The sequence below is a fragment of the Streptomyces sp. NPDC058052 genome (genome assembly GCF_042885515.1).
In the GTDB taxonomy this organism is placed as follows: Bacteria; Actinomycetota; Actinomycetes; order Streptomycetales; family Streptomycetaceae; genus Streptomyces.
In genome coordinates, this window is record NZ_JBHVRX010000002.1 from 69,404 (window position 1) to 95,862 (window position 26,459).

Sequence of the window (26,459 nt, forward strand, 5' to 3'; positions counted from 1 at the left end):
ATGGCCCACGCTCCGACACGCCCCGGATACCGGGGTTCCCACAGCGACCGAAAGACACCAGTTCGATAGCGCGGCGACGTCGTTGAGCCTCACGAGTACGGCCGACACGACCCCTCAGGGGCCCGCCCATCGAGCAAAGGAAGCATCTGGTGCTGGACATCGAGAAGCACTCCGCCGAGATCTGGACGCTCTACGGACGGCACCAGCTGGGCCGGACGTTCGACCTGCCGGAGCTGGAGACGTGGGCCTGGGACATCCCGGGGTGCGGCGGCCCCGGGATCGAGGTGCTCGGCGAGGTCGCCGGGATGCGCGTCCTCGACCTGGGGGCCGGGGTCGGCCGGCACGCCGCCCTTCTGGCCGCCCTCGGCGCCCGGGTGACCGCCGTGGACTCCTCCCCCACCCAGCACCAGCGCGCCCTGGCCCGCTACCCCGACACCCCCGGCCTGCGCCTGGTGTGCGCGGACGCCGTCGACCACGTGCGCGACGCCGCCCCCTACGACCTGATCTACTCCGTGAGCGGGGTGCCCTTCCTGGACCCGCACCGCCTGCTGCCCGTCCTGGCCAACGGGCTCCGGCCCGGTGGCCGGCTCGTGTTCAGCGCCCTGCACACGAACTCGCGCGGTGCCGGACCGTCCGACGCGGTCACCGCGCGTCCCGAGGTCCTGCGGCTGCCCGGCACGGACACCGAGCACGCGATGCACATGTGGGTCCTCACCCCGTCCCTGTGGCAGGACCTCCTCGTCGAGGCCGGGCTCGTCATGGAGGCGGTCACGGCGATCGACGCCCCGCAGGACGACCGCCCGCTCTCGTACCGGCTCTACGAGGCGCGCCGCCCCGGTCGGGTCCGGAGCCGCCCCCGGACGTCCGCGCCGCCCTCGGCGAACGCGGCCCTGGGGGTCGGGGTCCTCGTGCACGGGCCGGACGGGGTCCTGCTGGGCCGGCACCGGCGAGGAACACTGGAGATCCCGGGGGGTTCGGTGGAGCCCGGCGAGACGCTCGCCGAGGCCGCGGTCCGTGAACTCGCCGAGGAGGCCGGCCTGGTCGCCGAACCCGGGGACGTGCGCCTGCTGGGCACGCTCCTCGACCACGTGGGCGGCGTCCCGCGGCTCACCGTGCCCGTGCTGGTCACCCGCTGGTCCGGCATTCCCCGGCAGCGGGAGGGGACCATCGGTGACTGGCGGTTCTGGGGCCTCGACGCGCTGCCCCAGCCCCTCCTCGCCGCCAGCAGTCAGTGCCTGACGGCCTGGAGGCCGGACCTCCCGCTCGACCACCCGCCCGCCCACTTCCAGCCCTACCGCCACGGCTCCTTCTAGGCCGGCCGCGTCCCACCGGCGCACGACCGGGTCCGCCGCGGCGCCCGACGCCGCCCCACCGGCGTGGCAGGACCCGGTCAAGGGTGCGAGGTGACGTCGCTCGCGCGGGGTCGTTCACCGTGTATGCAGTCCCCTCAGACGAACGGTCCGCTCGGCCGCACGGCATCCATACCCGCCCCGCGCACGCCCTCGCGTGACGCTGCCGAGGCGGCGCTCGTCGAGCACTATCCCGCGCTGGTACGGCTGGCGCACCTGATCCTGCCGCCGGGCCTCGGCCGCCATCGCCGGGTCCTCGCGGCCCATGCCGTCGTGCAGCGCGGCCTCGCCGGGGCCGCCGGCGGCACGGCGCCCTCCGGCACCGCTGGCGGCGCTCCGCCGCTCCCCGCGCCGCGCGGCGGGGAGCCGGCCGGGCGCCCGGCCCACGACTGGCTCCGTGCGCGTGTCGTCCGTGACGCCCTGCGGCCGCCCCGCCGGGTGACATGGGGGACGGCCCTGCCCCAGGCGCTCGGCCTGCGCGTCTTCCCGCGGGCCGGCGGGACGGACGAGCTCGCGCTGGACCGCGCGCTCGCCGCGGCGGCGCCCGAGACCCGCGCGGCCCTCGCCCTCACGGCGATGGAGGGCCTCGACCGGGCCCATGTCCGCTCCCTGCTCCTCGCGGCCGGCGCGGCTGCCCCGGACCGGGCCCTGGAGGAGGCCGGGCAGCTGTGCGCGGTGGGTGCTCCGGACGTGGCCGAGCTGCTGCTGCGGCCGGAGTTCGATCCGTGCACGGTCCACCTGCGGCCCACCGACCTGCTGCGCCGCCGCAGACGCGTCCGGTTCGCGGCCCTCTCCTGCGGTCTGGCCCTCCTCGCCGGGATCGGTGCGGGTGTCGTGGACGGGTCGTCCGGTTCCCCGCCTCGCCGCGCCGTGTCCGCGACCGCCGCCCCGCCGGCGCCGGCGCGCGTCCCGGCCGACCTGTGGGCCGACACCTCGCGCGTCGACTTCACGGCCTGGCCCGCCCGCGGCGGGCGTTCCTCGGACCGGTCGCTGCTGCGGCGGGCGTCGGCCCGGTGGGCGGACGGCGCGGCCGTCGCCCCGGGGGCCGGGGCCGGGCCGCCCGCGCTGCTCTACGCGGGCACCGTGGACGGTGCGGCCGTCGTCCTGCTGCACACGGGCCGGACGCTGGTCCGCTACACCGAGCCGGGCGCCGGGCGGGGCCGTCCCTCGCTCGTGGAGACGCGGGCCGACGACAGCGGTGTGACGACGGCGGCGGCCGTCGTCCTCGCGCGGACGGGCGACCGGACCCGCTACCTCCTCGCGCCCTGGATCGCGGAGGCCGGGGTACGGGACCTGCGTGCCCCCGGTTCCGCCGTGCGCCCCCTGCGGGTGGCGGCGGACGGGATCACCGAACCGGTGGCGGGCCCCGTGCGGTCGCCGGCCGCCGGTGCCGGAGGCGGTGCCTGTGGCGGGACGACGGTCCTCGAACTGCGGTCGTCCTCGCGGATCGTGGAGAATCATTCCTTCCTCGTCGCCGACCTGGGTGGACTGGCCGCCGCCCATCTGACCTGGACGCCGCCGCCCGCACCCGGGGACATCGCGCGCGGCCCGCGCGAGGCGACGGGCCCCCGCGGCCTCGCCGCGTGGTCGCGCTCCGTCTGTTCCCTGCCGGGTCTCCGGGACAGCGGTGTCCGCTCGGTCAACCGCTGGGAGTTCGCCGCCCAGGCCCTTCCCGAACGTGCCGGGAGCGCGGTGTGGGTCTGCTCGCGGGCCGACACCTGGGACGGACGGGGTCGGGCGGACGTCACCCTGGAGGCGGCCGGGCGGGTGCTCCCCGCCGCGACGGTGCGCGACACCGCCGCCTGCGGGCGGTTCGGCCAGGACGTCCTCGCCGGGACGGTCTGGTCCGCCCCGGGCGGGACCCGCTACCTCCTGGCCGCGGGCAGCCGGCGCGTCGTGGGGATCACGGTCGACGGGGGCGTGGACGCCCGCGCCCGGGGACGTCTGCTCGCGGTGCGCGCGGGGACGGCGGAACGGCTGCGGCTCACCGGAAGGCTCCTGGACGGCACGCAACTGCCGGGATGGTGGACGGACCGCACGGCGGAACGCGACGGATGAGCGGCCCGGGCCCGGCGGACCGCGACGCGTGAACGGGGGCCGGGCCCGGCGCCACCGCGGACGAGGAGACCCGTGGACGCCCCCGCCCGTGCGGCGGCCGGAGCCGGAACCCGCCCCGAACCGCACGGGCCCCTCCCTTCGGGCCGCCGTTTTCCGGGCCGAACGGGGTACGGGGCGGCGCATCCGGCCGGGCCCCGGGACGGGAAGCACAGGTGTCCGGGGGCATCCGCGTACCCGGCGGTGGCACGGAAGGAGGACCGTCCGGTGATCCGTGTGGAGCGTGTGATGGTGGTACGCCGTCCCCTGGCGGAGGTCGTGGCGTATCTGGAGGACTTCGCCCACGCCGAGGAATGGGACCCCGGCACCGTGCGCTGCGTGCGGCTCGACGAGGGTCCGCTTCGCGAGGGGGCCGTGTGGCGGAACACGTCGCGGTTCCGGGGGCGCACGACGGCACTGCGGTACGAACTCGTCGTCCGCGAGAGCGCGCGGCTGGTGTTCGCCGGGGAGAACGCGACGGTGACGGCGCACGACGACCTCCGGTTCACCGAGGAGGGGGTGGCGACGCGGCTGACCTACCAGGCGTCGCTGAGGTTCAAGGGTCTCGCCCGCCTGGCCTCGCCTTTCCTGCGCGGGGAGTTCGAGCGGCTGGCCGACGGGGTCGTCGACCGTCTGCCGCCGGCCGCCGAGGCGTGGCGGCCCTGACCGCCGGCCGCCTCCCGGTTCCGTCGGCTTCCCCCTCTTACGTCCCGAGCGAGCGCGACCAGCTCGCATCGTTTTCGCATCGTATGGTGGTGCCATGTCCGAGACCGTCCACGGAATCACCACCGGCGCCCTGGCCCGACGGCTGGGGGTCTCCCCCACCACCGTGCGCTCCTGGGATCAGCGGTACGGGATCGGTCCCGCCGTGCGCGCGGACGGGCGGCACCGGCGGTGGAGCCCCGCGGACGTCGCGATGCTGGAGGAGATGTGCCGCCTCACGGCCTCGGGCGTCCCCCCGGCCGAAGCCGCCCACGCCGCCCAGCAGGTGAGGTCCGCGGTCGTGAGGACCGGGCCGGACGGCCCGCCGCCCGTGAGCCCTCCGGTCGCCCCGGACGTCACCGCCGCGCCGCCAGCGCCGCCCGCGCCGCCCGAGGAGCGGGAGGAGCGGGAGCCCGAACCCGCGCGGCGCTCGGAGGCCGGCAGCGGGCTGCCCCTGGGCGACGTGCGGCAGGAGTGCCGCGGGCTCGCCCGTGCCGCGGTGCGCCTCGACGGGCCGGCCATGGAAGGGCTGCTCCAGGACGTCCTCGCCCGGCACGGCCTGGTCACCGCCTGGGAGGAGATCATGGCTCCGACGCTGCACGCGGTGGGCCGCAAATGGGAGTCCTCCGACGACCGGTACGTCGAGGTGGAGCACCTGCTCTCCTGGCACATCTCCACCGCCCTGCGGCGGGCCATCGTGACCACGCCCGCCGACGCCTCCTCGGGGCCGCCGGTGGTCCTCGCCTGCGTCCCGGCCGAGCAGCACACCCTGCCCTTGGAGGCGCTCACCGCCGGTCTCGCCGAGCAGGGCCTGCCGACCCGGATGTTCGGCGCGGCCGTGCCGGCCGAGGCCCTCGACGCCGCCGTGCGGCGGTCGGGTCCCGCCGCCGTGGCGCTCTGGTCCCAGGCCCGGTCGACCGCGAACCACGCGCTCGCCCGGCACGTCGCCGGGACGGCGTTCGGCGTGCGGGGGGCCCGCAGGACTCCGCTGGTGCTGCTGGCGGGTCCCGGCTGGCTCGGCCGGCCCCCCGCTCCCGGCATGGTGCGCCCCGCCGGGCTGCGGGAGGCGATCGACGCCGTGGCCCGGCTGTACGCGGAGCCGGCGGGGAGCGGCGGAGCCTGAGGCCCGTCCCGCCGCCTCCGAGGGGGCGTCCGGGAGACGTGCGTCAGGGACGCCTCGGCGGCCGGGGCACGAAGCCGCTCGTCCGCGCCCGGTACTCCGCGTATCCCGGTCGGTCGGCCATGTGGGCCTCCAGGAGCCGTTTGCCGCTGCCCCAGATGAGCAGGGCGCTCATGACGAGCGGGGAGACCAGGGTCGCCAGGGCGGTCTGCCAGGTGGCGCAGGCGGTCAGGTACAGGCCCCACCAGACGAGGAAGTCGCCGAAGTAGTTGGGGTGGCGGGTCCAGCTCCACAGTCCCCGGTCCATCACGCGTCCTCGGTGGGCCGGGTCGCTCTTGAAGCGGGCCAGCTGCCGGTCCCCGACCGCCTCGAAGGCGAGGCCCGCCGCCCAGACGGCGAGGCCGAGGCAGGCCGTCGCGTCCAGCGGGCCGGGCAGCAGGACCGCGACCTGCACGGGGAGGGAGACGAGCCAGACGAGCGCGCCCTGGAGGAGGTACACCTTCCGCAGGGCGTACAGGGTGGGATTGCCCCGGCCCCGGGAGAGCATCCGCGCGTAGCGGGGGTCCTCTCCGTGGCCGCGTCCGCGCCGGGCGATGTGGGTCGCGAGGCGCAGGCCCCAGACGACGGTGGCGAGCGCGACGGCGGTCCTGCGGAGGTCGTCGCCGTGGCCGGCCGCCAGGACCCAGGCCACGACGGCGACGGCCGTGAAGGCGATCCCCCAGGCGACGTCGACCAGCCGGTGCAGTCCCCTGGCGGTGCCGATCGCGAAGGTCACGAGCATGACGGCGAGCGCGGTGGCCGCCGAGGCGGCGAGGACGAGGCCGAGGGTCCCGGCGTCGATGCCGCTCATCGTGGACCGCCGTCCCGTCCGGAGGGCGGGACGGGCCCGGCGGGCTCGTCGGCGGCGGTCAGGCGGATCTGGCGGACGTCGAGGTAGCCGGAGCGGAACCCTGCCTCGGAGTAGGCGAGGTAGAAGTCCCACATGCGCCGGAAGACGGCGTCGAAGCCGAGCGCGGTGACGGCGGGCTCCGCGCGCAGGAAGCGGGCGCGCCACTGGCGGAGGGTCTCGGCGTAGTGGTCGCCGTAGCCGGCGTCGTGGGTGAGGCGCAGGCCCGCGGCGGCGCTCTCGCGGGCGATGGCCTCCGGGGAGGGGATCAGGCCGCCGGGGAAGACGTACTTGCTGATCCACGTGTGGGTGCGGGCGGTGGCGAGCATCCGCGCGTGCGGCATGGTGATGGCCTGGAGCGCGACGCGGCCGCCCGGGGCGAGGAGGCGGCGGAGCGCGGTGAAGTAGTCGGGCCAGAACTCGGCGCCGACGGCCTCGATCATCTCGACGCTGACGACGGCGTCGTAACGGCCCCTGACCTGCCGGTAGTCGAGGAGTTCGACGGTGACGCGGTCGGCGACGCCGGCCTGGGCGACGCGGCGGCGGGCGAGGCCGAGCTGCTCCTCGGAGAGGGTGACCGTGCGGACGCGGGCGCCCCGCCCGGCGGCGTGGATCGCCAGTTCGCCCCAGCCGGTCCCGATCTCCAGGAGGGACGTGCCGGGGCCGGCGCCCGCGAGGTCGAGGAGCCGGTCGATCTTGCGGTGCTGCGCGGCGGTGAACGTCCCGTCGGGGAGGAGCGGGTCGGCGAGGTGGCCGCGCGGGTCCGGGAGGGGGTCGAAGACCGCCGAGGAGTAGCTGAGGCCGGGGTCGAGGAAGAGGGCGAAGAGGTCGTTGGAGAGGTCGTAGTGGCGGTGGATGTTCGCGCGTGCCCCGTCGGGGGTGTTGCGGTCGGCCCCGGGCCGGCGGCGGACCCAGGCCCCCCGGAAGCGGTGCAGCGGGGCGGGGACGAGGTCGTCGACGTGCCGGGCGAGGACGGTGAGGACGCCGACGAGGTCGTCGGCGTCCCACTCGCCGGCCATGTACGACTCGCCGAAGCCGATCAGTCCGCAGGCGCCGATCCGGCGGTGGAACGCCTCCGGGTCGTGGAGCGTGAGCGTCGGTACGGGGCCGTCGTCGCCGGCCGGCGCCTGCTCGGGCGGCGCGCTCCGGTCCGTCCGTATCCGCAGCGGCACCCGGGCGAGGGCCCGCTCCACCAGCAGGCGGGCCACGGCGGTGCGGACGGCGGAGGCGCGTGGCGGCGCGGCGACGTCGGGCCAGCGGTCCGGGTCCGCCGGGACGCGTCCGGGGCGGGCGGTCCGCGGCGCGGCCGGGGGGATCGAGAGGGTCACGGGGTGCCTTCCTGCGAGGTGGGGGCGGTGCGGGGGCGGACGCGGAGTCCCTTGAGGTAGAGGTGGATGCCGTGGCGGCGGATGCCGAGGGAGACCGCGGCGGTCGACCAGGGGTGGCGGAGCGCGGCCGCGAGCAGGGTGCCCGGGCTCGCGGGCCGCCGGCTGCCGCGGACGGTGGCGGTCAGCGGCCTGGTGCCGTCCGGGTGGCGGAGCTGGACGGTCAGGTCGAGCCGGTCGCCGGGGCGCGGCAGCCGCATGTGGTAGGTGCCCGTGACGTCGAGGAACGGGGACACGTAGAAGTCCTTGGGCACCTCGGCGCGGCCCCGGTCGTCGGGCTGCAGCACGTACGTGTGGCGGCCGCCGTAGGTGTTGTGCACCTCGGCGACGACGCAGACGGGGCGGCCGGCCCGGTCGTGGCACCAGTACACGGTGAGCGGGTTGAAGACGTGTCCGAAGACGCGCGCGTGGGTGAGCATCAGCGCGCTCCCGTCCGCGCCGGTCACGCCGTGGCGGGCCAGACAGGTGTCGAGGCCGGCCCGCAGGGTGGGGGCGTCGCCGTCGAAGTGGTCGGCGGGGTCGAAGCGGGCGAGGGGGCGCAGGATCCGGGGCAGCTTCGGCAGGTGGTCGGGGTCGACCAGCCACATGTACGTGCGGTGGCGGACCGCGTGCCGGATCGGGGTGACCCGGGTGTGGGCGATCTCGGTCTCGTACAGGGCCGGGGCGAGCGGGGTCCCGGAACCGGGCGGCGGTACGGGCGGGGTGCGGCTCACAGGGATCGCGCTCCCAGGTGGCGGGCAGCCTCGACGCCGGAGCGGCAGCCGTCCTCGTGGAAGCCCCAGCCGTGGTAGGCGCCGGCGTACGCGGTGACGGAGGTGCGGAGGGTGGGCAGGAGACGCTGGGCGGCGACGGACTCCGGGGTGTAGACGGGGTGTTCGTACGTCATGCGGGCGAGGACGGTCGACTCGTCGACACGGTCGCCCGGGTTGAGGGTGACGATGTGCGGCTCGGAGGTGCGCAGCCGCTGGAGGCGGTTCATGTCGTAGCTGACCTGGACCGAGCCCGGCCGGGCGGTGCAGGACGGCAGCCGGTAGTTCCAGGAGGCGCGGGCGTGCGGCGAGCGGGGCAGCAGGCTGGTGTCGCGGTGCAGGACCGTGGGGTTGCGGGAGTAGGGGAACGCGCCGAGCACACGCGCCTCCTCCTGGGTGGGGTCCGCGAGGAGCCTCAGGGCCTGGTCCGGGTGGACGGCGAGGACGACCGCCGCGTGCTCGGTGGACTCGCCGTCGGCGGTGACGACGGTCGCGCGGTCGCAGCCGCGGACGACGGCGCGCACCGGGGTCGCGGTGCGGACGGAGGCGACGGGCTTGGCGACGCGCTCGACGTAGGCGGCGGAGCCGCCGGTGACGGTCCTCCACTGCGGTGATCCGGTGACCGAGAGGAGTCCGTGGTGGTCGAGGAAGCGGAAGAGGTAGGCGGCGGGGTAGCGCAGGGCGGTGTCGGGTGCGCACGACCACACGGCGGAGACGAGGGGGATCGCGAAGTGGCTGACGAAGTGGGCGGAGAAGCGGTGCGCCCGGAGGAAGTCGCCGAGGGTGAGGGTGAGGTCGTCCGCGGCCAGCACGCCGCGGGCGGCGCGGTGGAACCGCGGGACGTCGGCGAGCATGAGCAGGTGGCGGCCCCGGAGGGCGTTGCCGCCGCCGAGGAGTCCGCGGATCCCGCGCGCCCCGGCGTATTCGAGGCCGCAGCCGTCGCAGCGGACCGACATGCTCATCTCCGCGTCCTGCGTGGCGACGCCCAGCTCCTGGAAGAGCCGCAGGAGGTGGGGGTAGGTGCGCGCGTTGTGGACGATGAACCCGGTGTCGACCCGGACGGTGCCGCCCTCGGCGGCGGGGAGTTCGTGGGTGTGCGCGTGGCCGCCGAGGCGGCCCTCCGCCTCGTACAGCGTCACGTCGTTCGTGCGGGAGAGGAGGTAGGCGGCGGTCAGTCCCGCCACCCCCGCCCCCACCACGGCCACGTTGCGTCCGTTCATCGTCTCCACCCCTCGTGCGGTCTTCTGGTGTCGTGGCCGGCGGCCGGTGCGGCCCGTGCGCTGCCGATGCCGGTGGTTCGGAGCCGTCGGGCGGCCGGATGGGCCGGACGGCCGGCGGTCCGGCCGGCTCAGCGCCCGGCGCCCGCGGGTGCCAGGCTGTGGCGCATGCGCTGGAGGCCGCGGCGGGCGTGGCTCTTCACCGTGCCCAGCGGCATGCCGGTGCGGTCGGCGATCTGGACCTGGGTCAGGTCGGCGAAGTAGGCGAGTTCCAGGACGTCGCGCTGGACGCGCGGCAGCCGGGACAGTTCCTCGGTGACGACCAGCCGGTCGAGGACCCGCTCGGGTTCCTCGCCCGTCCGCGCCTCGTGCTCCAGGGAGGCGCCGAGGGTCGCCGCCAGTTCGGTGCGGCGGGTGCGGGCGGTCAGCGCGTCGGCGATCTTGCGGCGGGTGATCCCGATGACCCAGGCCGGCAGGGAGCCCCGGTCCGGGCGGAAGTTCGCCCGGCCCCGCCACACGGCGACGAACACCTGCTGGGTGACGTCCTCCGCCTCGCGGGGGTCCCCGAGCGCCCGGGCCGCGAGGGTGTGGACCAGGCGGCCCCAGCGCCGGTACGCGGCGGCGAGACAGTGCTCGTCGCCGCGGACCAGGCCGTGGGCGATCCAGGCGTCCGGGTCGGGAGCGGCGGCCTCGGCGGCCTCCTGCACGGCGTCGGGGGCGGGAGCCCCGGTGGTGGGGGCGGACCGATCGCGGGGCGTCCGTCGTGCGGTCATGACGCTTCCTCCTCCGGGGGCGGTGGCGCTGACGTCCACCGGGTGTGCGTCCGCCTCGTTCGTGCGGCGGCTCCGGGACCTCGGCGGCCCCGTGTTCCTTCACGGTCCGCCGCACGGCCACCCGTCCACAACTCGCGTCGTTTTCGCATCGAATACGAAGGGCGTATCGATGCGGAGCCGGAGGGAGGAGCTCAGTCGATGCCCCGCGTCTGCCGGAAGCGCGCCAGGGCCTCGGAGAGGTCGACCAGCGGGTCCGGGTAGTCGAAGGCCGCCCGGTCGAGTCCGGTGAGCCGCCAGGGCTCGTGGACGGCCGGGGCGTCGAGGCCGGCGAGCTCCGGCACCCAGCGCCGGACGTAGCTGCCGTCGGGGTCGTACCGCTTCGCCTGCGCGACCGGGTTCAGGACGCGGTTCGGCCGGGTGTCCGTGCCGGTGCCCGCCACCCACTGCCAGTTCAGCTGGTTGTTCGCGATGTCGCCGTCCACCAGCAGGCCGAGGAAGTGGCGGGCCCCCTCGCGCCAGTCGACGCAGAGCGTCTTCGCCAGGAACGACGCGGTGAGCAGCCGGCCCCGGTTGTGCATCCACCCCTCGTGGGCGAGCTGCCGCATGGCCGCGTCGACCACCGGATAGCCGGTGCGCCCCTCCCGCCAGGCGGCGAGGTCGGCCTCGGCGTCGGCACCCCGCCTCCACTCCCCCGGGCGGGACCGGTAGTCGTCGGTGGCGCTCCCGGGGCGTGCGGCCAGCACCTGGTGGTGGAAGTCGCGCCAGCACAGCTGCCGTACGAACGCGTCGGCCCCCGCCCCGCCCCGCTTGCGCGCCCGGTGCACCACCTCGGTGGCGGAGAGGGCACCGAAGTGGAGGTAGGGCGAAAGCCGGGAGGTGACGTCGCCCGCCAGGTCGTCGTGGCGCTCCTCGTACGTGGCGAGGTGGTCGGTCAGCCAGGAACCGAGCCGCTTGCGCCCCTCGCTCTCCCCGCCGGCCAGAAGGGCGGGCGACACGTCGGCGACGTCGGAGCGGCGGGGGACGCGCGCGGAGCGCACGTCCCGCGGCACGTGCAGCACCCTCGGCGCGGCGAGGGCCGCCCGGACGGGCTCGGCGGACCAGCGCCGGTAGTAGGGCGTGAACACCGCGAAGTGGTCCGAGCCCTTCGGGAGGACCTCGCCGGGCGGGACGACCGTGACCACGCCGTCGTGCACGTACAGCCGGCAGCCGTCGGCCTCCAGCGCCCTGCGCAGCCGCGCCTCCCTCGCCCGGGCGAAGGCGGTCACCCCGGCGGCCATGTGCACCTCGTCGGCGCCGGTCCGCCGCGCGAGGGCGCGCACCTCGGCCACCGTGTCGCCCTCGGCCACCACGAGGCGGCCGCCGCGCTCCCGGAGCCCCCGGTCCAGATCGGCGAGGCAGTCGGCGAGGAAGGCCAGCCGGTTGGGCGCGGCGAAACCGGCCTTGTCCACGGCCGGGTCGCGGACGAAGACCGGCAGCACCTCCTCCGCGCCCTCGGCCGCGGCCCGGAGCGGCGGATGGTCGTGGACCCTCAGGTCCGAGGTGTACAGAACGATCGAGACGGTCATCGCGTCCTCCCTGCTCGGCCGCCGGCCGGGGACGCGCCGCGTCCCGCCGGGGCACTGGTACGGCACTCCTGCATCCGCGGGTTCTGCGCGGCACGGGGAGCCGGATGCGGCCTTCCGGCGCGCCGCGCGCCCGTTCTCCTCCGCCGGCCCGCCTCGGACGCGCTCACCCTCCGCCCGAAGCCCCCGAAGCCCCCGAAGCCCCCGAAGCCCCCGGGGCCCGCTCGCTCTCCGTCTCCGCGGTCCGGGCGATGTTCCTGGCCATGCCGCCGAAGACGACGGCGTGGAAGGGGGCCACGCTCCACCAGTACGCCTGCCCCGCCAGGCCCCGGGGGTGGAAGAGCGCGCGCTGCCGGTAGGAGGTGCGGCCCCGCTCGTCCCGGTCGACGGTCATCTCCAGCCAGGCGAGACCGGGCAGGCGCATCTCGGCGCGCAGGCGCAGCAGACGTCCGCGGTCGATCTCCTCGACGCGCCAGAAGTCCAGCGCGTCCCCCACCCGGAGGCGGTGCGCGTCCCGGCGTCCGCGCCGCAGGCCGACTCCCCCGACGAGGCGGTCCGCCCACCCTCGTACGGCCCAGGCCAGCGGGAAGGAGTACCAGCCGTTCTCGCCGCCGACGCCCTCGATGACCCGCCACAGCGCGTCCGGGCTCGCGTCGACCTCCCGGGACCGGGAGTCCGTGTAGAGGCTGCCGCCCGCCCAGTCCGGGTCGGTGGGCAGCGGGTCGCTGGGCGCCCCGGGCGGTGAGGCGGAGGACCAGCGGGTGGTGACCTGGGCGTCGCGCACACGGCGGAGGGCCAGCCGGAGGGACTCCGCGAAGGGGATGGGCCTCCCGGGCCCGTCGGGGAGGTACCGCGCGATGTCGTGCTCGGCGCAGACCACCTCGTGGCGCAGCGATTCGGTGAGCGGCCGCGCGAGGGAGGCGGGGACCGGGGTGACGAGGCCGATCCAGTGGCTGGACAGGCCGGGCGTGAGCACCGGCACGGGGACGATGAGGCGCTTGCGGAGCCCGGCGGTCTCCGCGTACCGCGTCATCATCTCCCGGTACGTGAGCACGTCGGGGCCGCCGATGTCGAAGGCGCGATTGACGTCCGGGGGCATGGCGGCGCTGCCGACCAGGTAGCGCAGCACGTCGCGGACGGCGATCGGCTGGACCCGGGTGCCGACCCAGCTCGGGGTGACCATGACGGGCAGTCGTTCGGTCAGGTAGCGGAGCATCTCGAAGGAGGCGGACCCGGATCCGATGACGACGGCGGCGCGCAGGACGGTGGTGGGGATTCCCGAGTCGAGGAGGATGCGGCCCACCTCGGTGCGGGAGCGCAGGTGGGGGGAGAGCTCGTCGTCCGGTACGCCGCGCGGGGCGAGGCCGCCCAGGTAGACGAGGCGCCGCACGCCGGCGGCCCTGGCCTTGGCGGCGAAGGTGCGGGCGGCGAGGCGGTCGGTGGCCTCGAAGTCGGGGGTCGAGCTCATCGAGTGGACCAGGTAGTAGGCGACGTCGACGCCGTCGAACGCGGCCCGGAGGCTCTCGGCGTCGGTGACGTCGCCGCGTACGGTCTCGACCCGGTTCGCCCAGGGGAAGTCACGGAGTTTGTCCGGGTGCCGGGCGAGGCAGCGGACGGAGTGGCCGCTGCCGAGCAGCTCGGGCACGAGCCGTCCCCCGATGTAGCCGCTCGCGCCGGTGACCAGGCAGCGGGCGTTCGCGGAGGGGGTGGGAATGTCCATGCGCTGATCCGTTTCACCTGTGTCCGTGGCGTACACGTCCCGCCCCGGTGCTTCGTCACCGTGGAGTCACGCGGATGCGTCGCCCGGGCGGTCGGTACCCGGGCCGGGACGCGGTTCCGGGGTGCGGCCGTGGCCGTACCCCGGGGCCCTTCGTCCTCCTCACTCGGGCATGAGCACGGTGTCGATGAGGTGCACGGTCGCGTTGGAGGTCTCCACGTCGCCGCAGACCACGGAGGCGGTGTCGTTGACCTTGTACGCGTCGCCGGAGCCGTCGGTGGTCAGCGTGCCGCCCTGCAGGGTCTTGAACGAGCCGTCGGCGAGGTCCGCCTTGTCCACCGGTTCGTCGACGACGTGGTAGGTGAGGATCTCGGTGAGCGTGGCCTTGTCGGCGAGGACCTTGTCCAGGTCCGCCTTCGGGATCTTGGCGAAGGCGTCGTTCGTCGGGGCGAAGACCGTGATGTCCTCCGCCTTGTTCAGGGTCTCGGCCAGACCGGCCTTCTCGACGGCCGTGGCGAGGGTCGACAGGGCGGGGTTGTCCGCCGCCGCGGTCGCCACCGGGACGTCGGCCATGGCCTCGAAGGAACCGGCGCCCTGCTTCGGCACGGAGGCGCACCCCGGGCCGAACGGCGCGTCGCTGTCGTCGGCGACGGCCTGGGGGGCGAGCGCCCCGAACGAGAAGGCGAGGGCCGCGGCGGCCAGGGCGGCCGAGACGCGGCGCCGGGTGAACGTGGGGTTCATGACGTCCTCCTCCCACAGGCCGGACGCCGAGGGCCGCGGCCGTGGATCGGTTGTCTCTCACCCATGCCTTCGGCGCGGAGCGGCCGTCCGGATGGCGTCGGCCGCACATTTCTTCACGTTCGCGCGAAAACCGCTCGTTCCGCGCCCGCCGTGCCCGCCCGGCCCGCGGCCCCTGGCCCCGGGCTCATCCGTCGGCGGCGGGACCGCTCCCCTCCCCGGCGGGACCGCTCTCCTCCGCGGCGGGCGCACGGGAACCGGTGGAGTCGGCGGGACCGGCGGAGCCGAGGTACGCCTCCCGTACCGCCGGATGGGCGTGGATCTCCGCCGGGGTGCCTTCGGCGAGGACCTGGCCGAGGTCGAGGACGACGACGCGCGAGCAGAGGTCCATCACGAAGGACACGTCGTGCTCGACGAGGAGCACCGCGCAGCCCTCCTCGCCGGCCACGCGGCGGACGACGGCGGCGAGCCGGAGCCGTTCCTCGGCGGTGGTGCCGGAGGCGGGCTCGTCCAGGAGCAGGACGCGGGGCGGGTCGGCGAGCGCGCGGGCCAGTTCGACCATGCGGGCCTGTCCGACGGGCAGGCCGCCCGCGTACGTGGCGGCGAGCCCGTCGAGCCCGCACTCCTGGAGCACGGCGGCGGCGCGCCGCTGGTGACCGGGGGCCACGGGGCGGAGGCCGCCCCGCCAGTCCTGGGCGACGGCGAGGTTGTCCGCGACCGTGAGCTGGCCGAAGAGCTGCTGGCGCTGGAAGGTGCGGCGGATGCCGTGCCGGGCCCGCCAGACCGGGGACCGGCGGGTGATGTCCGTGCCGTCGTACGCGATCCGTCCCGCGTCCGGCCGGCGCATGCCGGACAGCACGTCGAAGAGCGTCGTCTTGCCCGCGCCGTTCGGTCCGATGAGGCCGCAGATCTCGCCGGGGCGGACGGAGAGGGACACGTCGCGCAGGGCGTGGACGCCGCCGAAGCGGACGCCGATCCCGCTCGCGTGGAGCAGCGGGCGGCTCATCGGCGGACTCCCGTCCCCAGGTATGCCTCGGCGAGCCGGTCCCGGTCCACCGCGGACCGCGGCCCCGACCAGACGAGGCCGCCCTGCGCGAGGTACGCGACGGTGTCGGCGATGCCGAGCACCTCGGCCGCCTTCTCCTCGACGAGGACGAGCGCGGTGCCGTGGCCGCGGAGTTCGGTCAGGAGGTGGAAGACCTCGTCCACGACGCGCGGGGCGAGTCCGAGGGAGGGCTCGTCGGCGACGAGGACGGCCGGCGGCCGCTGGAGGAGCGGGGCGAGGGCGAGGAGCTGCTGCTCGCCGCCCGAGAGGGATCCGGCGGCGACGGTGCGGCGGGCGGCGAGCGCGGGGAACCGCGTGTAGACGGCCTCGCGGTCGCCGGCGTCCGTGAGCTGGAGGGCGAGGTTCTCCTCGATCGTGAGTCCGGCGAAGATCCCCCGGCCCTCGGGGGCCAGCCGGACCCCCCGGCGTGCCCGGGCGACCGCCGTGTCGCCGGTGGCGTCCTCTCCCGCCACCCGGACGAGGCCGCCGGCCGGGCGCAGCAGTCCCGCCGCCACCCGGCACAGGGTGGACTTCCCGGCCCCGTTGGGCCCGAGCAGGACCAGCGTCTCCCCCGCGCGCACCACGAGGTCCACGCCGTGCAGCACGTCCGCGCCGCCGTACCCGGCGCGGACGCCGCGCAGTGCGAGTGCCGCCGCTCCCTCTCCGGGCGCGCCGCCCCCCGCGCGAGCGGTGTCGGCGGCCGGTGCGGGGTCCGCCACCGGAGTGGGGCGCGGTCGCGGGAGGGCGCCGGGCCCCGGGGCGGCGCCGGGTCCGCTTCGGGGCGTGCCGGTGTCGTCCTCCGGGGGGCGCGGGGTCTTCGCCGGCCGTGTCGCGGCGCGCCGGGCGGCGCGGCGTGAGGGCAGGGCGGCGCAGTATCCGTCCGGGTCGTTCGCCAGCGCGAGGCCCGCCAGGCCGAAGAGGATCACCGGCAGGTGGGCGGAGTCGGTCACGTACTCCGCCATGAGGTGCGGGACGACGGCGAAGACCAGCCCGGCCACCACCGCGAACTGGGGTCGGCGGACGCCCGCGGCAACGACGACCGCCAGCCACACGAGGCCCGTCATCGCCGTGAAGTCCGTGGCGGTGATGCGGGTGTTGTACGAGGCGTAGAGGACGCCGCCGAAGCCGGCGAGGCCCGCCGACACCGTGAACAACAGGAGCTTCGTCCGTATCACCGACACCCCGGACGCCGCTGCGGCCTCCGGGGCCGAGCGGACGGCGAGCATGGCCCGGCCCCAGCGGGAGCCGCGCAGCCAGGTGAGCAGGGCGACGGCCACGGCGCTGAGCAGGACCAGCGCGAGGCCGAACGCCCGGTCGTCGCCGAGGTCCACGGGTCCGGCCACCGGCCGGGGAATCTCCCACCCGGTGTCGCCGTTCCGCAGCGGGCCGAGCTGGAAGAGGACCTGGTCGGCCAGGAAGGCGAGGGCGAGGGTGGCCAGGGCCAGTGAGCGGCCGCCGAGTCTCAGGGCGGGCAGCGCGACGATCGCGCCGAGCAGGGCGGCGGCGGCCGTGCCGGTGGCCGCGGCGGCGACGAAGGGCCAGCCGTGGCTCATCAGCAGCCCCGCGACCAGGGCCGCTCCGGTGACGAAGGTCGCCTGGGCCAGCGACACCATGGCGCCGAGGCCGGTGACGACGGTGAACGACATGAACACGAGCCCGATCGCGAGCCCCTGGGCCAGGATCCCGCTCCAGAAGGGGGTGGTGACGGTGTAGAACGCCGTGCCGAGCAGCACGCCGGCCACCACCCACACGCCCCAGCGGCGGCCCGGTCCCCGCCCGGCGAGGTAGTCGACCGGCGGTGGGTCCGCGGCCGCCGTGCCCGCCGCGCGCTGCCGCCGGACCAGGACGACGAGGCCGGCGAAGAGGATGAGGAACGGGACGGCGGTGCGGAAGCCGGTGATGTCGTCGGTGAACGAGGCGTACCCCGCCACCAGGTTCTGCAGCACGCCCAGCCCGAGGCCGCCCGCGAAGGCGAGCGGCACCGAGACGAACCGTCCGAGGACCGCCGCGGTGGCCGAGACGAACAGGAACAGGGTGTAGTCGTGCGCGGAGAGCCCGAGGAGCGGGGTCGCGAGGACGCCCGCGAGGCCGGCGAGGCCGGAGGAGAGCATCCAGGCGATCGAGGACAGCCGGTCCGCGCTGATGCCCCGCAGCTCGGTGAGGGTGCGGTCGTCGACCGCCGCCCGCAGGCGCAGGCCGAGCCGGGTGTGCCGCATCAGGAGCCACAGGCCGGCCGCCGCGAGGGCGGTGGCGATCCAGGTGATCAGCTGGTCGGAGTCGACGCCCACGCCGTCGAGCGGCTGCCAGGACACGGCGGGGCTCGGTCCGACGCCCGGCAGCCCGAACTGGTTCTCCGCGGGCTGGACCGGCGCGCCCGCCCGCTCCAGGAGTTCGACCAGCCACAGTCCGGCCGCGGGCAGCGCGACCAGCAGTCCGATGGTGGCCACGATCTGGGCCGCCTCCCCGGCCCTGGCCAGCTTCCGGAACATCAGCCGGTCCAGGGCCCAGCCGAGGCCGGGCGCCACCCCGCACACCAGGAGCAGCGCGGTGGGGACGGCCGGCCAGCCGAAGCCGGAGTGGAGCTCGTAGAACGCGAGCGCGCACAGGTAGGCGGTGGCGCCGTGCGCGAAGTTGAAGAGTCCGGAGGCGGAGTAGGACAGCACCAGGCCGGTCGCGAGCAGCGCGTACAGCGCGCCCGAGACCAGTCCGCTCAGTACGAAGCCCAGCAGGTCACCCACGCGGCGCGCCTCAGCCGAAGGGGATCGGCGGGTAGCACGTGAAGGGCACCGCCACCTCGTACCGCCCGTTCTTCAGCCGGACGAGCGCCCCGCAGCCGAAGCTCTCCTTCTTCCCCTTGGGCTCGGCGCGGTCGCCCACGAGCGTGCCGGTGTCGGAGAAGCCGTCGGCGGCCTTCTGGAAGGACTCCACGGTGAGGTCCTTGCCGGCCTTCGCCGCGATCGAGAGGAAGAGGTCGGCGCTCATGTAGCCGGTCATCATGTGCATGTTGAGGGGGACGTCCTTGCCGCCGGCCGCCTTCCTGATGTCCTCCTTGAACTGCCGCATGGCGGGACTGTCGGACTCGAAGGGCTGGAACTGGAGCAGCACGTGCACCCCGTCGAGGGCCTGTTTCGTCGCGTTCTTCGCGAGCAGTCCGGGGTCGTAGTCCGTCGGGTCGGAGATGACCCCCTTGTAGCCGGACCGCTTGAGGGCGGTGAACAGGCCGATGTTGTACGGCGTCTGCATCACGGAGATCACGGCGTGCGGCGGGGCGCCGCCGGGGCCCGAGCGGAGGATCTCCTTGGTGTAGGCCGACCAGTCGCTGGGCATCGAGGTCGCCGGCACCACGGCCTTGGCGTACGGGACCTGGAAGCCGGCGGCCTTGAACCCCTGGGTGAAGGTGCGGATGCCGAACTTTCCGGCGTCGTTGTCGCCGGCGATGAGCGCGACCGACTTGCCGCGCGCGCCGCCGAGGACGGACGCGAGGCTCTCGGGCCAGGTCTGGTTGAGGGTGCCGCCGGGCATGGGCACGAGGCAGCCGTTGAAGCCGTAGATGTGGTCCGGCCCGCAGAAGGAGGGGAGGGTGCCCCAGCCCACCGTGGGGACCTTCTGGGCGTCGAGGAAATCCGCCCCGGCGAAGGTGACCGAGCTCATCGGGGAGACGGCGAAGACCTTCTCCTGCTGGACGAGCTTGCGGGCCGCGGCCAGGTTCCTGGCCGGGTCCTGGCCGTCGTCCTCGGCGCCCAGGTACTCGATCTTCCGTCCGTTGATCCCGCCCTCGGCGTTGGCCCGGTCGTAGCGTGCCCGGGCTCCGAGGTCGGTGTCCTTCTTGGAGTAGCCGCTGGCGGTGGTCATGGAGACGATGCCGCCGACCTTGATCGTGTCGGCGGTGACTCCGCGTGCGGAGGACGGGGTGCTTCCGCCGGTGGAGGCGGAGTTGCAGGCGGTGACGAGGAGCAGGGTGAGCGTGGCGGCGAGGACGCGGAACGGTCGATGCACAGTCGATCCCTCCATCGGGTGACGGCATTCTGTGACCGACCTGACGAACCGTCAATAACTGACGCATCGTCAATTACGCTCCCCCGGCGCACCGCGTCCCGGCGCCTCCTCGCCCCGACGGGTTTGAAGCGGCTCCGGTGCCGCCAGCCTGTGAGGGGGCCGAGAGGGGAGTCCGATGACCGCACCGCACCGCGCCGGGGAGCCGTCGAGCTGGACGGCGGACACGCTGGAGGAGAAGGACTGGCTGCTGCCGGCCGCGCCGCACACGGGCGGCGCGCCGGTGGACCGGGCCGACGCCGCCCTGTGGCGGGGGCCGGGGTTCGCCGTGCTCAGGGGGCTCGAACTCGCGGGCCTCACCGACCGGGAGTGCGTCGAGCTGTGCGCCCGGACCACCGCGCGCGTGTCCGTCCCGGCGGGCCTCCGCCTCCAGCGCTCCGCCCACGAGCTCCTGACGGCGGCCACGGCGCCCGCCGTCCCCCGCGCGCCGGGCCCGGGCGCCGCCGCACCCCCGAACGGCGACGAACAGGTGCTGCTCCCGCACATGGACCGCGGCGAGGGCCCTCGTCCGCCCCGGCTCCTCGCGCTCCTGTGCGTCCGGCCGGCGCCCGAGGGCGGCGAGTCCCTCCTGGCCAGCGGCCCGGCGCTCCACGACCGGCTGGCCGGTGAACGGCCCGAGGCCCTGAGGGAGCTCCGGCGGGACTTCCGCTTCGGGCGCGGCGAGGACTTCGACCGCGTCCTGCCGGTGTTCCGCCGCGAAGGCGGGGCCCTGCGGGTGCACTACAACCGCTACTGGATCGAACGCGGCCAGGAGGAGACCGGCAGCCCCTTCGGCCCGGACCGGCGGAGCGCCCTGCGGGCCATGGAGGCGCTGCTCCAGGACCCGTCGATGGTGAAGAGCCTGCCCCTGCGCCGGGGAGACCTGCTCCTCGTGAACAACTCCGCCGTCCTGCACGGCAGGGCGCCCTTCAGGAACGGGGGCGCGCGACAGGACCGGCGCTGCTACGCGCGCGTCTGGGCGGACTGACCCGCGTTCCTCCTCGGGGGTGCCGCCCCGCCACCTCGGAACCTGGTATGGACCTGACAAGCGAGGGCCGCTAGCCTCTCGTAGGCACTCTCTGAGAGCGCTCTCAGCGTTCGGCTCCCCCCACACCAGGAGGTCCCGTGAAACGCACCACCCCCCTGCGCACCGCCCTCGCCGCCCTGCTCCTGACGGTCGGTCTGGGCGCCGCCCACGCCGGCGCGGCGAACGCCGCCCCCCTCCCGGAACCCGCCGCCGCGCCGTCCGCCTCGGCCGGACTGCTCGACGCGATGCGCCGGGACCTCGGGCTCACCGCCGACCAGGCCGAGCGGCGGCTGCGTGCCGAGAAGGCGGCCGTCGAGGTGGAGAGGGCCGCGCGTGAGCGCACCGGCGCCGCCTACGGCGGCTCCTGGTTCGACCCGGCCGCCGGCCGGCTCGTCGTCGCCGTGACCGACCGCTCCGAGGAGGCGGGTGTACGCGCCCTGGGCGCCGACACCCGGCTGGTCCGGCACAGCGCCGCCGCCCTGGACCGCGCCAAGGCCCGACTCGACGCGCTCCGCGCACCCGCCGGAGTGGCCGGCTGGCATGTCGACCCCCGGTCCAACAGCGTCGTGGTCGACGTCGTACGGGGCGAGCGGCACACGCCCGCTGTCCGGTCCTTCGTGGAGCGCGCCCTGGCCGACGGGCTCGTCACCGTCGCCGAGACGGCACGGGCGCCCCGCACGTACGCGGCCGGCACGGTCGGCGGCGACCCGTACTACACCGGCAACGTCCGCTGCTCGATCGGCTTCTCCGTGCACGGGGGCTTCGTCACGGCCGGGCACTGCGGGCGGGCCGGCGCGGCGGTGCGCGGCTGGGACGGTTCCGCGATGGGCACCTTCCAGGGCTCGTCGTTCCCCGGTGACGACTACGCGTACGTCTCGATCCACAGCGGCTGGTGGACCGTGCCCGTGGTGCTCGGCTGGGGCACCGTCCCCGACCAGCTCGTCCGCGGCTCGGCCGAGGCCCCGGTCGGCGCCTCGATCTGCCGGTCCGGTTCGACCACGCGCTGGCACTGCGGCACGGTCCTGGCCAAGAACGAGACGGTCAACTACAGCCAGGGCGCCGTCCACCAGATGACCAAGACCAGCGTCTGCGCCGAGGGCGGCGACTCCGGCGGCTCGTTCCTCAGCGGCGACCAGGCCCAGGGAGTGACCTCCGGCGGCTGGGGCAACTGCTCCTCCGGCGGCCAGACGTGGTTCCAGCCGGTCAACGAGATCCTCGCCCGCTACGGTCTGCGCCTCCACACCGCCTGACCCCGCACGGCGGGCCGCCGGGCAGGGGCTACACGGGCGGCGCGGGCCCGAAGGCCGGCGGCCTCAGGTCGTCGCCCGCGGGACCGGCGTCGCCCTCGCGCCACTCCGGGTCGTACGCGCAGGGCACGGTGGCGCCGCCGGTGAAGTACTCCCGGTCGGGGTACCAGGTGAAGGACATCCGCTCGTCGCCGTCGTCCCGCTGGACGAACAGCTCCCCGTCCCTGCCCCGCCCGCCCTCGCGGTACGACGTGACCTCCCAGCCCTCGTCCACGAGGAAGCGGTGCAGCCGGCGCAGTCCGGGCACCGCCCGGCTCTCCGGCACGCGGTCCAGGGCCCAGCTGTGGCTGATCCTGTAGGCGCCCTCGACGCTCTTGTCCTCCATCCCCAGGAGGCCGCCGTCGTGGCAGAAGCCGGAGCCGAGCGTGTTCTCGGTGCTGATGCCGAGGGACTCGACCCCGGGCGGGAGGGTCCGCTCGAACCCCATGACCCCGTACGCCTCCTGGGAGCGCTGGAGGGCCCGGTGCGCCATCTCCTCGGGGGCGACGCGGGGGAAGTCCTTCGACCGCCACGACACCCATGCGAGCCCGGCGACCAGGACGAGGACGACGGCGAGCGCGGCGCCGCCGCATCCCAGCGCCGCGCGGAGGCAGGAGGAACCCCCCCCCGCCCGGGCGGGGCGGGGGTGGCGGTGCTGGGCGTGATCGCGTCGGGCATGCGTGCACCGTACGCGGGCGCGTTCGCGCGGCGGATGGGTGCGGCGACCGGGCTCGGAGTGAGTACGCGTACTCATCCGGGCGGTGCCCTGACGGCCGCGGAGACACGGAACCCCGGCCGGAGCCGGGGCTCCGGGCCGGGGCGGGCCGCTCGTCCCCGGTGTCAGCCGGGGGTGTGGGCGGTCTTGCTCGTCGTGGTGTCGTCCTCGTCCGGCGCCTCCGGCGCGGCCGGCGGCTGCGGAACCGGCGGGGTGCGGACGAGCAGCGCGACCAGCACGGCCACGGCTCCGAGGACGGCGCCGACGCCGAATCCCCAGCGGATGCCGGTCGCCAGCGCGCCGGTGGCGCCGGCGCCCTCGGCCGCCGCCGTGGCGGCGTGGCCCGACATGACGCTGATGACCAGGGCGGTGCCGGCGGCGGCCGCGACCTGCTGGAGCGAGCCCAGGATGGCGGAGCCGTGGGGGTAGAGGTGCGGCGGCAGGACGGAGAGACCGGAGGTGAAGACGGGGGTGAAGACGAACGCCATGCCGGCGCTGAGGGCCACGTGCAGGACGAGCACCACCCACGGCGAGGTCCGCTCGCCGGTGAGGGCGAACAGCGCGAGACAGAGCGCCGTGAGCGCGGCGCCGGGCACGACCAGGCGCGGCGCGCCGAACCGGTCGTAGAGCTTGCCGACCTGCGGGCCGAGCAGGCCCATGGTCAGGCCGCCGGGGATGAGGAGCAGCCCGGTCTGCAGCGAGGTCAGCTCGCACACCTCCTGCAGATAGATCGGCAGGAGGATGAACGCGCCCATGAGCGCCATGAAGGACAGGCACATCAGGGCCAGCGCCACGGAGAAGTGACGGAAGGTCAGGGCGCGCAGGTCCAGCAGCGGGGTGGAGGAGCGCTGGAGGAACAGCTGGCGCCAGACGAAGAGGCCGACCAGCACGGCACCGGCCAGCGTCGTGGCGACCGGGGGCAGCGCGGCCTGGGCAGCGTTCTCGGCGCCGAGCCCGCTCAGGCCGTAGACCAGGGCACCGAAGCCCGCCGCCGCGAGGGGGACGGAGAGCCAGTCGATCGGGCCCGCCTGCGGCTCGCCGATGTCGACCAGCTTGAGCCGGCCGAAGACGGCCATCGCTCCGGCGATGGGCAGCACGGCCAGGAACAGCAGGCGCCAGGTCCCCAGCTGGAGCAGCACGCCGGAGAACGCGGGGCCGAGGGCGGGTGCGACCGAGATGACGAGGGTGATGTTGCCCATGACGCGGCCGCGGTCGTGCGGCGGCACGAGAGTCATCAGCGTCGTCATGAGCAGCGGCATCATGACGGCCGTGCCACTGGCCTGGATGACGCGGGCGGCCAGCAGGACGGGGAAGGCGGGCGCGGCCGCGGCCAGCGCCGTGCCGGCCAGGAACAGCGCCATGGCCAGGCTGAAGGCGGTCCGCGTCGTCACGCGCTGGAGGAACCATCCCGTGACCGGGATGACGACGGCCATGGTGAGCATGAAGGCCGTGGACAGCCATCCCGCGGCCGCCGCGCTGACCTCGAACTCGCGCATGAGGCGCGGGATCGCGTTGACCATGATCGTCTCGTTGAGGAGGACGACGAACGTGGACAGCACGAGGATCCGCAGCACGGCGGTGACGCGGGCGGGCGGGAGGGTGGGTGTTGCGTGGGGAGCGAGCATGGCGCCTTCCGTGATGTGAGTGTCCTCCGCAGGTGGCAGGTCACCTCGACAGACCTCGGCGCCGGGAAGAACTCATCGGTATCCCCCGATCCTGTCGGTGCCGCCGCCCGAGCTCAAACGATTTTGCCGACTCGGGACGGACCGGGCGGGGTTTTCGGAGAGTCCCGGCACCGTGATCCGCGTCTCGGACCGCCGTACGGTGGGCCGTTCGTCCGCGCGCGGGTGTCGTGAACCGGGCGTCGCGCACCGGGCGTCGCGCACCCGGCGTCGCGCATCGGGCGGGGCGCATCGGGCTCGTACGCCGGGAGCGACCATAGGGTTGGCGCGTGCTCCTGAACGTGAACGTGACCTTCGCGGTCCTGCTGGCCGTTCTGCTCGCCCTGGCGGCCGGGGTGGTCGCCGTCGCCCGGCTCGGCCGGCCGCGTGACACGCTCCTCGCCGGGGCACGCGCCGCCGCGCAGCTCGTCGCGGTCTCCTTCGTCATCGGCTGGGTGGTCCGCGCGGCGCCGCTGCTCCTCTGCTTCCTGCTGCTCATGTACGCGGTCGCGGTGCGCACCGCGGGCCGGCGGGTGGTCCCGTCGCCCGGGCGCTCCTGGCCGTGGACGGCGGTCCCGATCGGCGCCGGGGTCGCGCCCGTGGTGCTCGTGCTGCTCGCCACCGGAGTCGTACCGGCGCGGGGCATCGCGCTCGTGCCCGTCACCGGCATCCTCATCGGCGGCGCGCTCACCGCCACGGTCCTCGCGGGGCGCAGGGCCCTCGACGAACTGGCCCTGCGCCGGGGCGAGGTGGAGGCGGGGCTGGCGCTCGGGCTGAGCGGGCGCGAGGCGCGCATGGAGGTGGCGCGCCCCGCCGCGGCCGACGCCCTCCTGCCGGGCATGGACCAGACCCGCACCGTCGGTCTGGTCACCCTGCCGGGCGCCTTCGTGGGCATGCTCCTGGGCGGCGCGTCCCCCCTGCACGCGGGCGCGGTGCAGCTGTTCGTCCTCGTCGCGCTCCTGCTGGTGCAGGCGGTCGCCACCGCCCTGACCCTGGAGCTCGTGGCCCGTGAGCGCCTCGTCCGGGCCGAGGACCCGCTCCCTTAGACCGTCTGTGCCGGAGCCGCTGCGGCGGGGAAGGCCGCCGTCCCGCACGCGCGTCAAGTTCAAGGTTCACGTACCCGGTTCACCGATATGCGGGGCGGACACGGCGGAAATCGGAGTCTCGTGTTCCGCGGCACACTCGCAGTACGTTGATCGGATGGATCTTCTTCGACCTGTCGTCCAGCCGTACGCTTGGGGCTCCAGGCACGTCATCGCCGCCCTCCAGGGGCGTCCGGTCCCGTCCGCGGGGCCGGAGGCCGAGCTGTGGATGGGGGCCCACCCCTCGGCCCCCTCCGGGGTCGTCCGGGGCGGGCGGGAGACGACGCTCGACGCGGTGGTGTCGGCCGACCCCGAGGGAGAGCTCGGCGGGGAGTGCCGGGAGCGTTTCGGCGGCCGGCTGCCGTTCCTGCTGAAGGTCCTCGCCGCCGAGACCGCGCTGTCGATCCAGGTGCACCCCGACCGGGCCCGGGCCGAGGCGGGGTTCGCCGCGGAGCGGGGAGAGGGGGGTGCGCGGACCTACGTGGACGACTGGCCGAAGCCGGAGATCCTGTGCGCGCTGACGCCGTTTGAGGTACTGGCCGGGTTCCGGGACGCCCACGAGGCCGGCGACGTGGTCGACGGGCTCGGGATCGACCTGCTGCGGCCGGTGTCCGGGGCGCTGCGGGCCGGCGGCGGACCGGAGCGGCTGACGGAGGCGCTGCGCCTGGTGCTGACCTGGCCCGTGCGGGAGCGGCCGGAGCTGCTCGACGCGGTCGTGTCGGCCTGCGCCCGGCTCGCGGCGGACGGCGGGGCGCGGGCGGGGGCGTACGACGCGGTCGTGCGGATGGCCGCCGACCACCCCGGGGACATCGGCCTGCTCGCGTCGCTCCTCTTCCGGCATCTGACCGTACGGCCGGGGGAAGCGCTCTTCATGCCCGCCGGCGGCGTGCACGCCTACATCAAGGGGGTCGGCGTGGAGCTGCTGGCCAACTCGGACAACGTGCTGCGCGCCGGGCTCACGCCGAAGCACGTGGACGTGCCCGAGCTGCTCCGGGTCGTCGACCCCGCGGTCGAGGTGCCGGTGCTGCTGCCGCGCGCGCTGCCCGGGTCGCCGGCGGTGTCGGTGTACGACTCCACCGCGCCGGAGTTCCGGCTGTACCGGTTCCTCCTCGACGGCGCGCCGGTCGGCGTGCTGGAGGGCGGGCCGCGGATCGTGCTGTGCGTCGAGGGCGACGCGGTGCTGCGGGACGCCTCCGGCGAGGAGCTCAAGCTCGGCCGCGGCGAGTCGTGCTTCCTGTCGGCCTCGGACGCCGGGGTGACCGCGGAGGGCGGGGCGACGCTGTTCGTCGCGGCCGTCGGCTGAGCGGCCGGGCAGCTGG

The 26,459-nt window shown here is 75.5% G+C and carries 21 protein-coding genes; 8 read left to right on the forward strand and 13 right to left on the reverse strand.

Annotation, left to right across the window (positions count from 1 at the left end):
- The first annotated feature begins 149 nt into the window (after positions 1-149).
- The 4 genes from ACFVU3_RS02910 to ACFVU3_RS02925 all read left to right on the forward strand — a co-directional run bounded on the left by ACFVU3_RS02910 (position 150) and on the right by ACFVU3_RS02925 (position 5,268).
- Complete coding sequence (locus ACFVU3_RS02910) at positions 150-1,313, forward strand: NUDIX domain-containing protein (RefSeq protein ID WP_390063106.1); 1,164 nt, start codon at positions 150-152, stop codon at positions 1,311-1,313.
- A gap of 123 nt (positions 1,314-1,436) precedes the next feature.
- Positions 1,437-3,407 carry a hypothetical protein gene (locus ACFVU3_RS02915; RefSeq protein ID WP_390063108.1) on the forward strand — a complete coding sequence of 657 codons (1,971 nt, stop codon included), beginning with the start codon at positions 1,437-1,439 and terminating at the stop codon, positions 3,405-3,407.
- Positions 3,408-3,680: 273 nt separating this feature from the next.
- Complete coding sequence (locus tag ACFVU3_RS02920; RefSeq protein WP_390063649.1) at positions 3,681-4,109, forward strand: SRPBCC family protein; 429 nt, start codon at positions 3,681-3,683, stop codon at positions 4,107-4,109.
- A gap of 94 nt (positions 4,110-4,203) precedes the next feature.
- The gene (locus ACFVU3_RS02925; RefSeq protein WP_390063110.1) at positions 4,204-5,268 is read left to right on the forward strand and encodes a MerR family transcriptional regulator; all 1,065 of its coding nucleotides are present in this window, start codon (positions 4,204-4,206) and stop codon (positions 5,266-5,268) included.
- 43 nt (positions 5,269-5,311) lie between these two features.
- Here the strand turns inward: ACFVU3_RS02925 and ACFVU3_RS02930 are convergent, their stop codons facing one another.
- From ACFVU3_RS02930 to ACFVU3_RS02980, 11 genes are all read right to left on the reverse strand, one after another.
- A complete protein-coding gene (locus ACFVU3_RS02930) occupies positions 5,312-6,115 on the reverse strand; it encodes a DUF1295 domain-containing protein (RefSeq protein ID WP_390063112.1) in 804 nt (267 codons plus the stop codon).
- A complete protein-coding gene (locus ACFVU3_RS02935; RefSeq protein WP_390063114.1) occupies positions 6,112-7,479 on the reverse strand; it encodes a class I SAM-dependent methyltransferase in 1,368 nt (455 codons plus the stop codon). The genes ACFVU3_RS02930 and ACFVU3_RS02935 overlap by 4 nt, the downstream gene beginning before the upstream one ends.
- Complete coding sequence (locus ACFVU3_RS02940) at positions 7,476-8,249, reverse strand: DUF1365 domain-containing protein (protein WP_390063115.1); 774 nt, start codon at positions 8,247-8,249, stop codon at positions 7,476-7,478. The genes ACFVU3_RS02935 and ACFVU3_RS02940 overlap by 4 nt, the downstream gene beginning before the upstream one ends.
- Positions 8,246-9,505, reverse strand: a complete 1,260-nt coding sequence (locus tag ACFVU3_RS02945) for an NAD(P)/FAD-dependent oxidoreductase (RefSeq protein WP_390063117.1) — start codon at positions 9,503-9,505, stop codon at positions 8,246-8,248. The genes ACFVU3_RS02940 and ACFVU3_RS02945 overlap by 4 nt, the downstream gene beginning before the upstream one ends.
- Before the next feature lie 128 nt (positions 9,506-9,633).
- Positions 9,634-10,275 (reverse strand): sigma-70 family RNA polymerase sigma factor, encoded by a 642-nt coding sequence (locus ACFVU3_RS02950; RefSeq protein WP_390063119.1) that lies wholly within the window; start codon positions 10,273-10,275, stop codon positions 9,634-9,636.
- Positions 10,276-10,466: 191 nt separating this feature from the next.
- The gene (locus ACFVU3_RS02955) at positions 10,467-11,840 is read right to left on the reverse strand and encodes a cryptochrome/photolyase family protein (protein ID WP_390063121.1); all 1,374 of its coding nucleotides are present in this window, start codon (positions 11,838-11,840) and stop codon (positions 10,467-10,469) included.
- Between the two features lie 163 nt (positions 11,841-12,003).
- On the reverse strand, positions 12,004-13,557 hold the full coding sequence (locus ACFVU3_RS02960) for an SDR family oxidoreductase (RefSeq protein WP_390063123.1): 1,554 nt from the start codon (positions 13,555-13,557) through the stop codon (positions 12,004-12,006).
- Positions 13,558-13,716: 159 nt separating this feature from the next.
- Positions 13,717-14,295, reverse strand: a complete 579-nt coding sequence (locus tag ACFVU3_RS02965) for a fasciclin domain-containing protein (protein ID WP_390063125.1) — start codon at positions 14,293-14,295, stop codon at positions 13,717-13,719.
- A gap of 184 nt (positions 14,296-14,479) precedes the next feature.
- Positions 14,480-15,298, reverse strand: a complete 819-nt coding sequence (locus tag ACFVU3_RS02970; protein WP_390063127.1) for an ABC transporter ATP-binding protein — start codon at positions 15,296-15,298, stop codon at positions 14,480-14,482.
- Positions 15,295-18,075, reverse strand: coding sequence for an ATP-binding cassette domain-containing protein (locus tag ACFVU3_RS02975; protein WP_390063129.1), 2,781 nt, complete (start codon positions 18,073-18,075; stop codon positions 15,295-15,297). Before ACFVU3_RS02975 ends, ACFVU3_RS02970 begins: the two co-directional genes overlap by 4 nt.
- 10 nt (positions 18,076-18,085) lie before the next feature.
- Positions 18,086-19,333: an ABC transporter substrate-binding protein gene (locus ACFVU3_RS02980; RefSeq protein ID WP_390063131.1), complete on the reverse strand. Its 1,248-nt coding sequence runs from the start codon at positions 19,331-19,333 to the stop codon at positions 18,086-18,088.
- 175 nt (positions 19,334-19,508) lie between these two features.
- On the opposite strand from ACFVU3_RS02980, the gene ACFVU3_RS02985 reads away from it, so the two are divergent.
- A complete protein-coding gene (locus ACFVU3_RS02985; protein WP_390063133.1) occupies positions 19,509-20,357 on the forward strand; it encodes a TauD/TfdA family dioxygenase in 849 nt (282 codons plus the stop codon).
- A 137-nt stretch (positions 20,358-20,494) separates the two neighbouring features.
- Positions 20,495-21,646 (forward strand): S1 family peptidase, encoded by a 1,152-nt coding sequence (locus tag ACFVU3_RS02990; RefSeq protein ID WP_390063134.1) that lies wholly within the window; start codon positions 20,495-20,497, stop codon positions 21,644-21,646.
- 28 nt (positions 21,647-21,674) lie between these two features.
- Here the strand turns inward: ACFVU3_RS02990 and ACFVU3_RS02995 are convergent, their stop codons facing one another.
- Both ACFVU3_RS02995 and ACFVU3_RS03000 read right to left on the reverse strand, forming a co-directional pair.
- Positions 21,675-22,436 carry a hypothetical protein gene (locus ACFVU3_RS02995; protein WP_390063136.1) on the reverse strand — a complete coding sequence of 254 codons (762 nt, stop codon included), beginning with the start codon at positions 22,434-22,436 and terminating at the stop codon, positions 21,675-21,677.
- An 86-nt stretch (positions 22,437-22,522) separates the two neighbouring features.
- Positions 22,523-24,022, reverse strand: a complete 1,500-nt coding sequence (locus ACFVU3_RS03000) for a DHA2 family efflux MFS transporter permease subunit (protein WP_390063138.1) — start codon at positions 24,020-24,022, stop codon at positions 22,523-22,525.
- Between the two features lie 326 nt (positions 24,023-24,348).
- Between ACFVU3_RS03000 and ACFVU3_RS03005 the strand changes: the two genes are divergently transcribed.
- Together ACFVU3_RS03005 and manA are read left to right on the forward strand one after the other, a co-directional pair.
- The gene (locus ACFVU3_RS03005; RefSeq protein WP_390063139.1) at positions 24,349-25,104 is read left to right on the forward strand and encodes an ABC transporter permease; all 756 of its coding nucleotides are present in this window, start codon (positions 24,349-24,351) and stop codon (positions 25,102-25,104) included.
- Positions 25,105-25,258: 154 nt separating this feature from the next.
- Entirely contained in the window at positions 25,259-26,443 is a 1,185-nt protein-coding gene (manA, locus tag ACFVU3_RS03010) for a mannose-6-phosphate isomerase, class I (RefSeq protein ID WP_390063141.1), read from the forward strand.
- Positions 26,444-26,459: the final 16 nt, after the last annotated feature.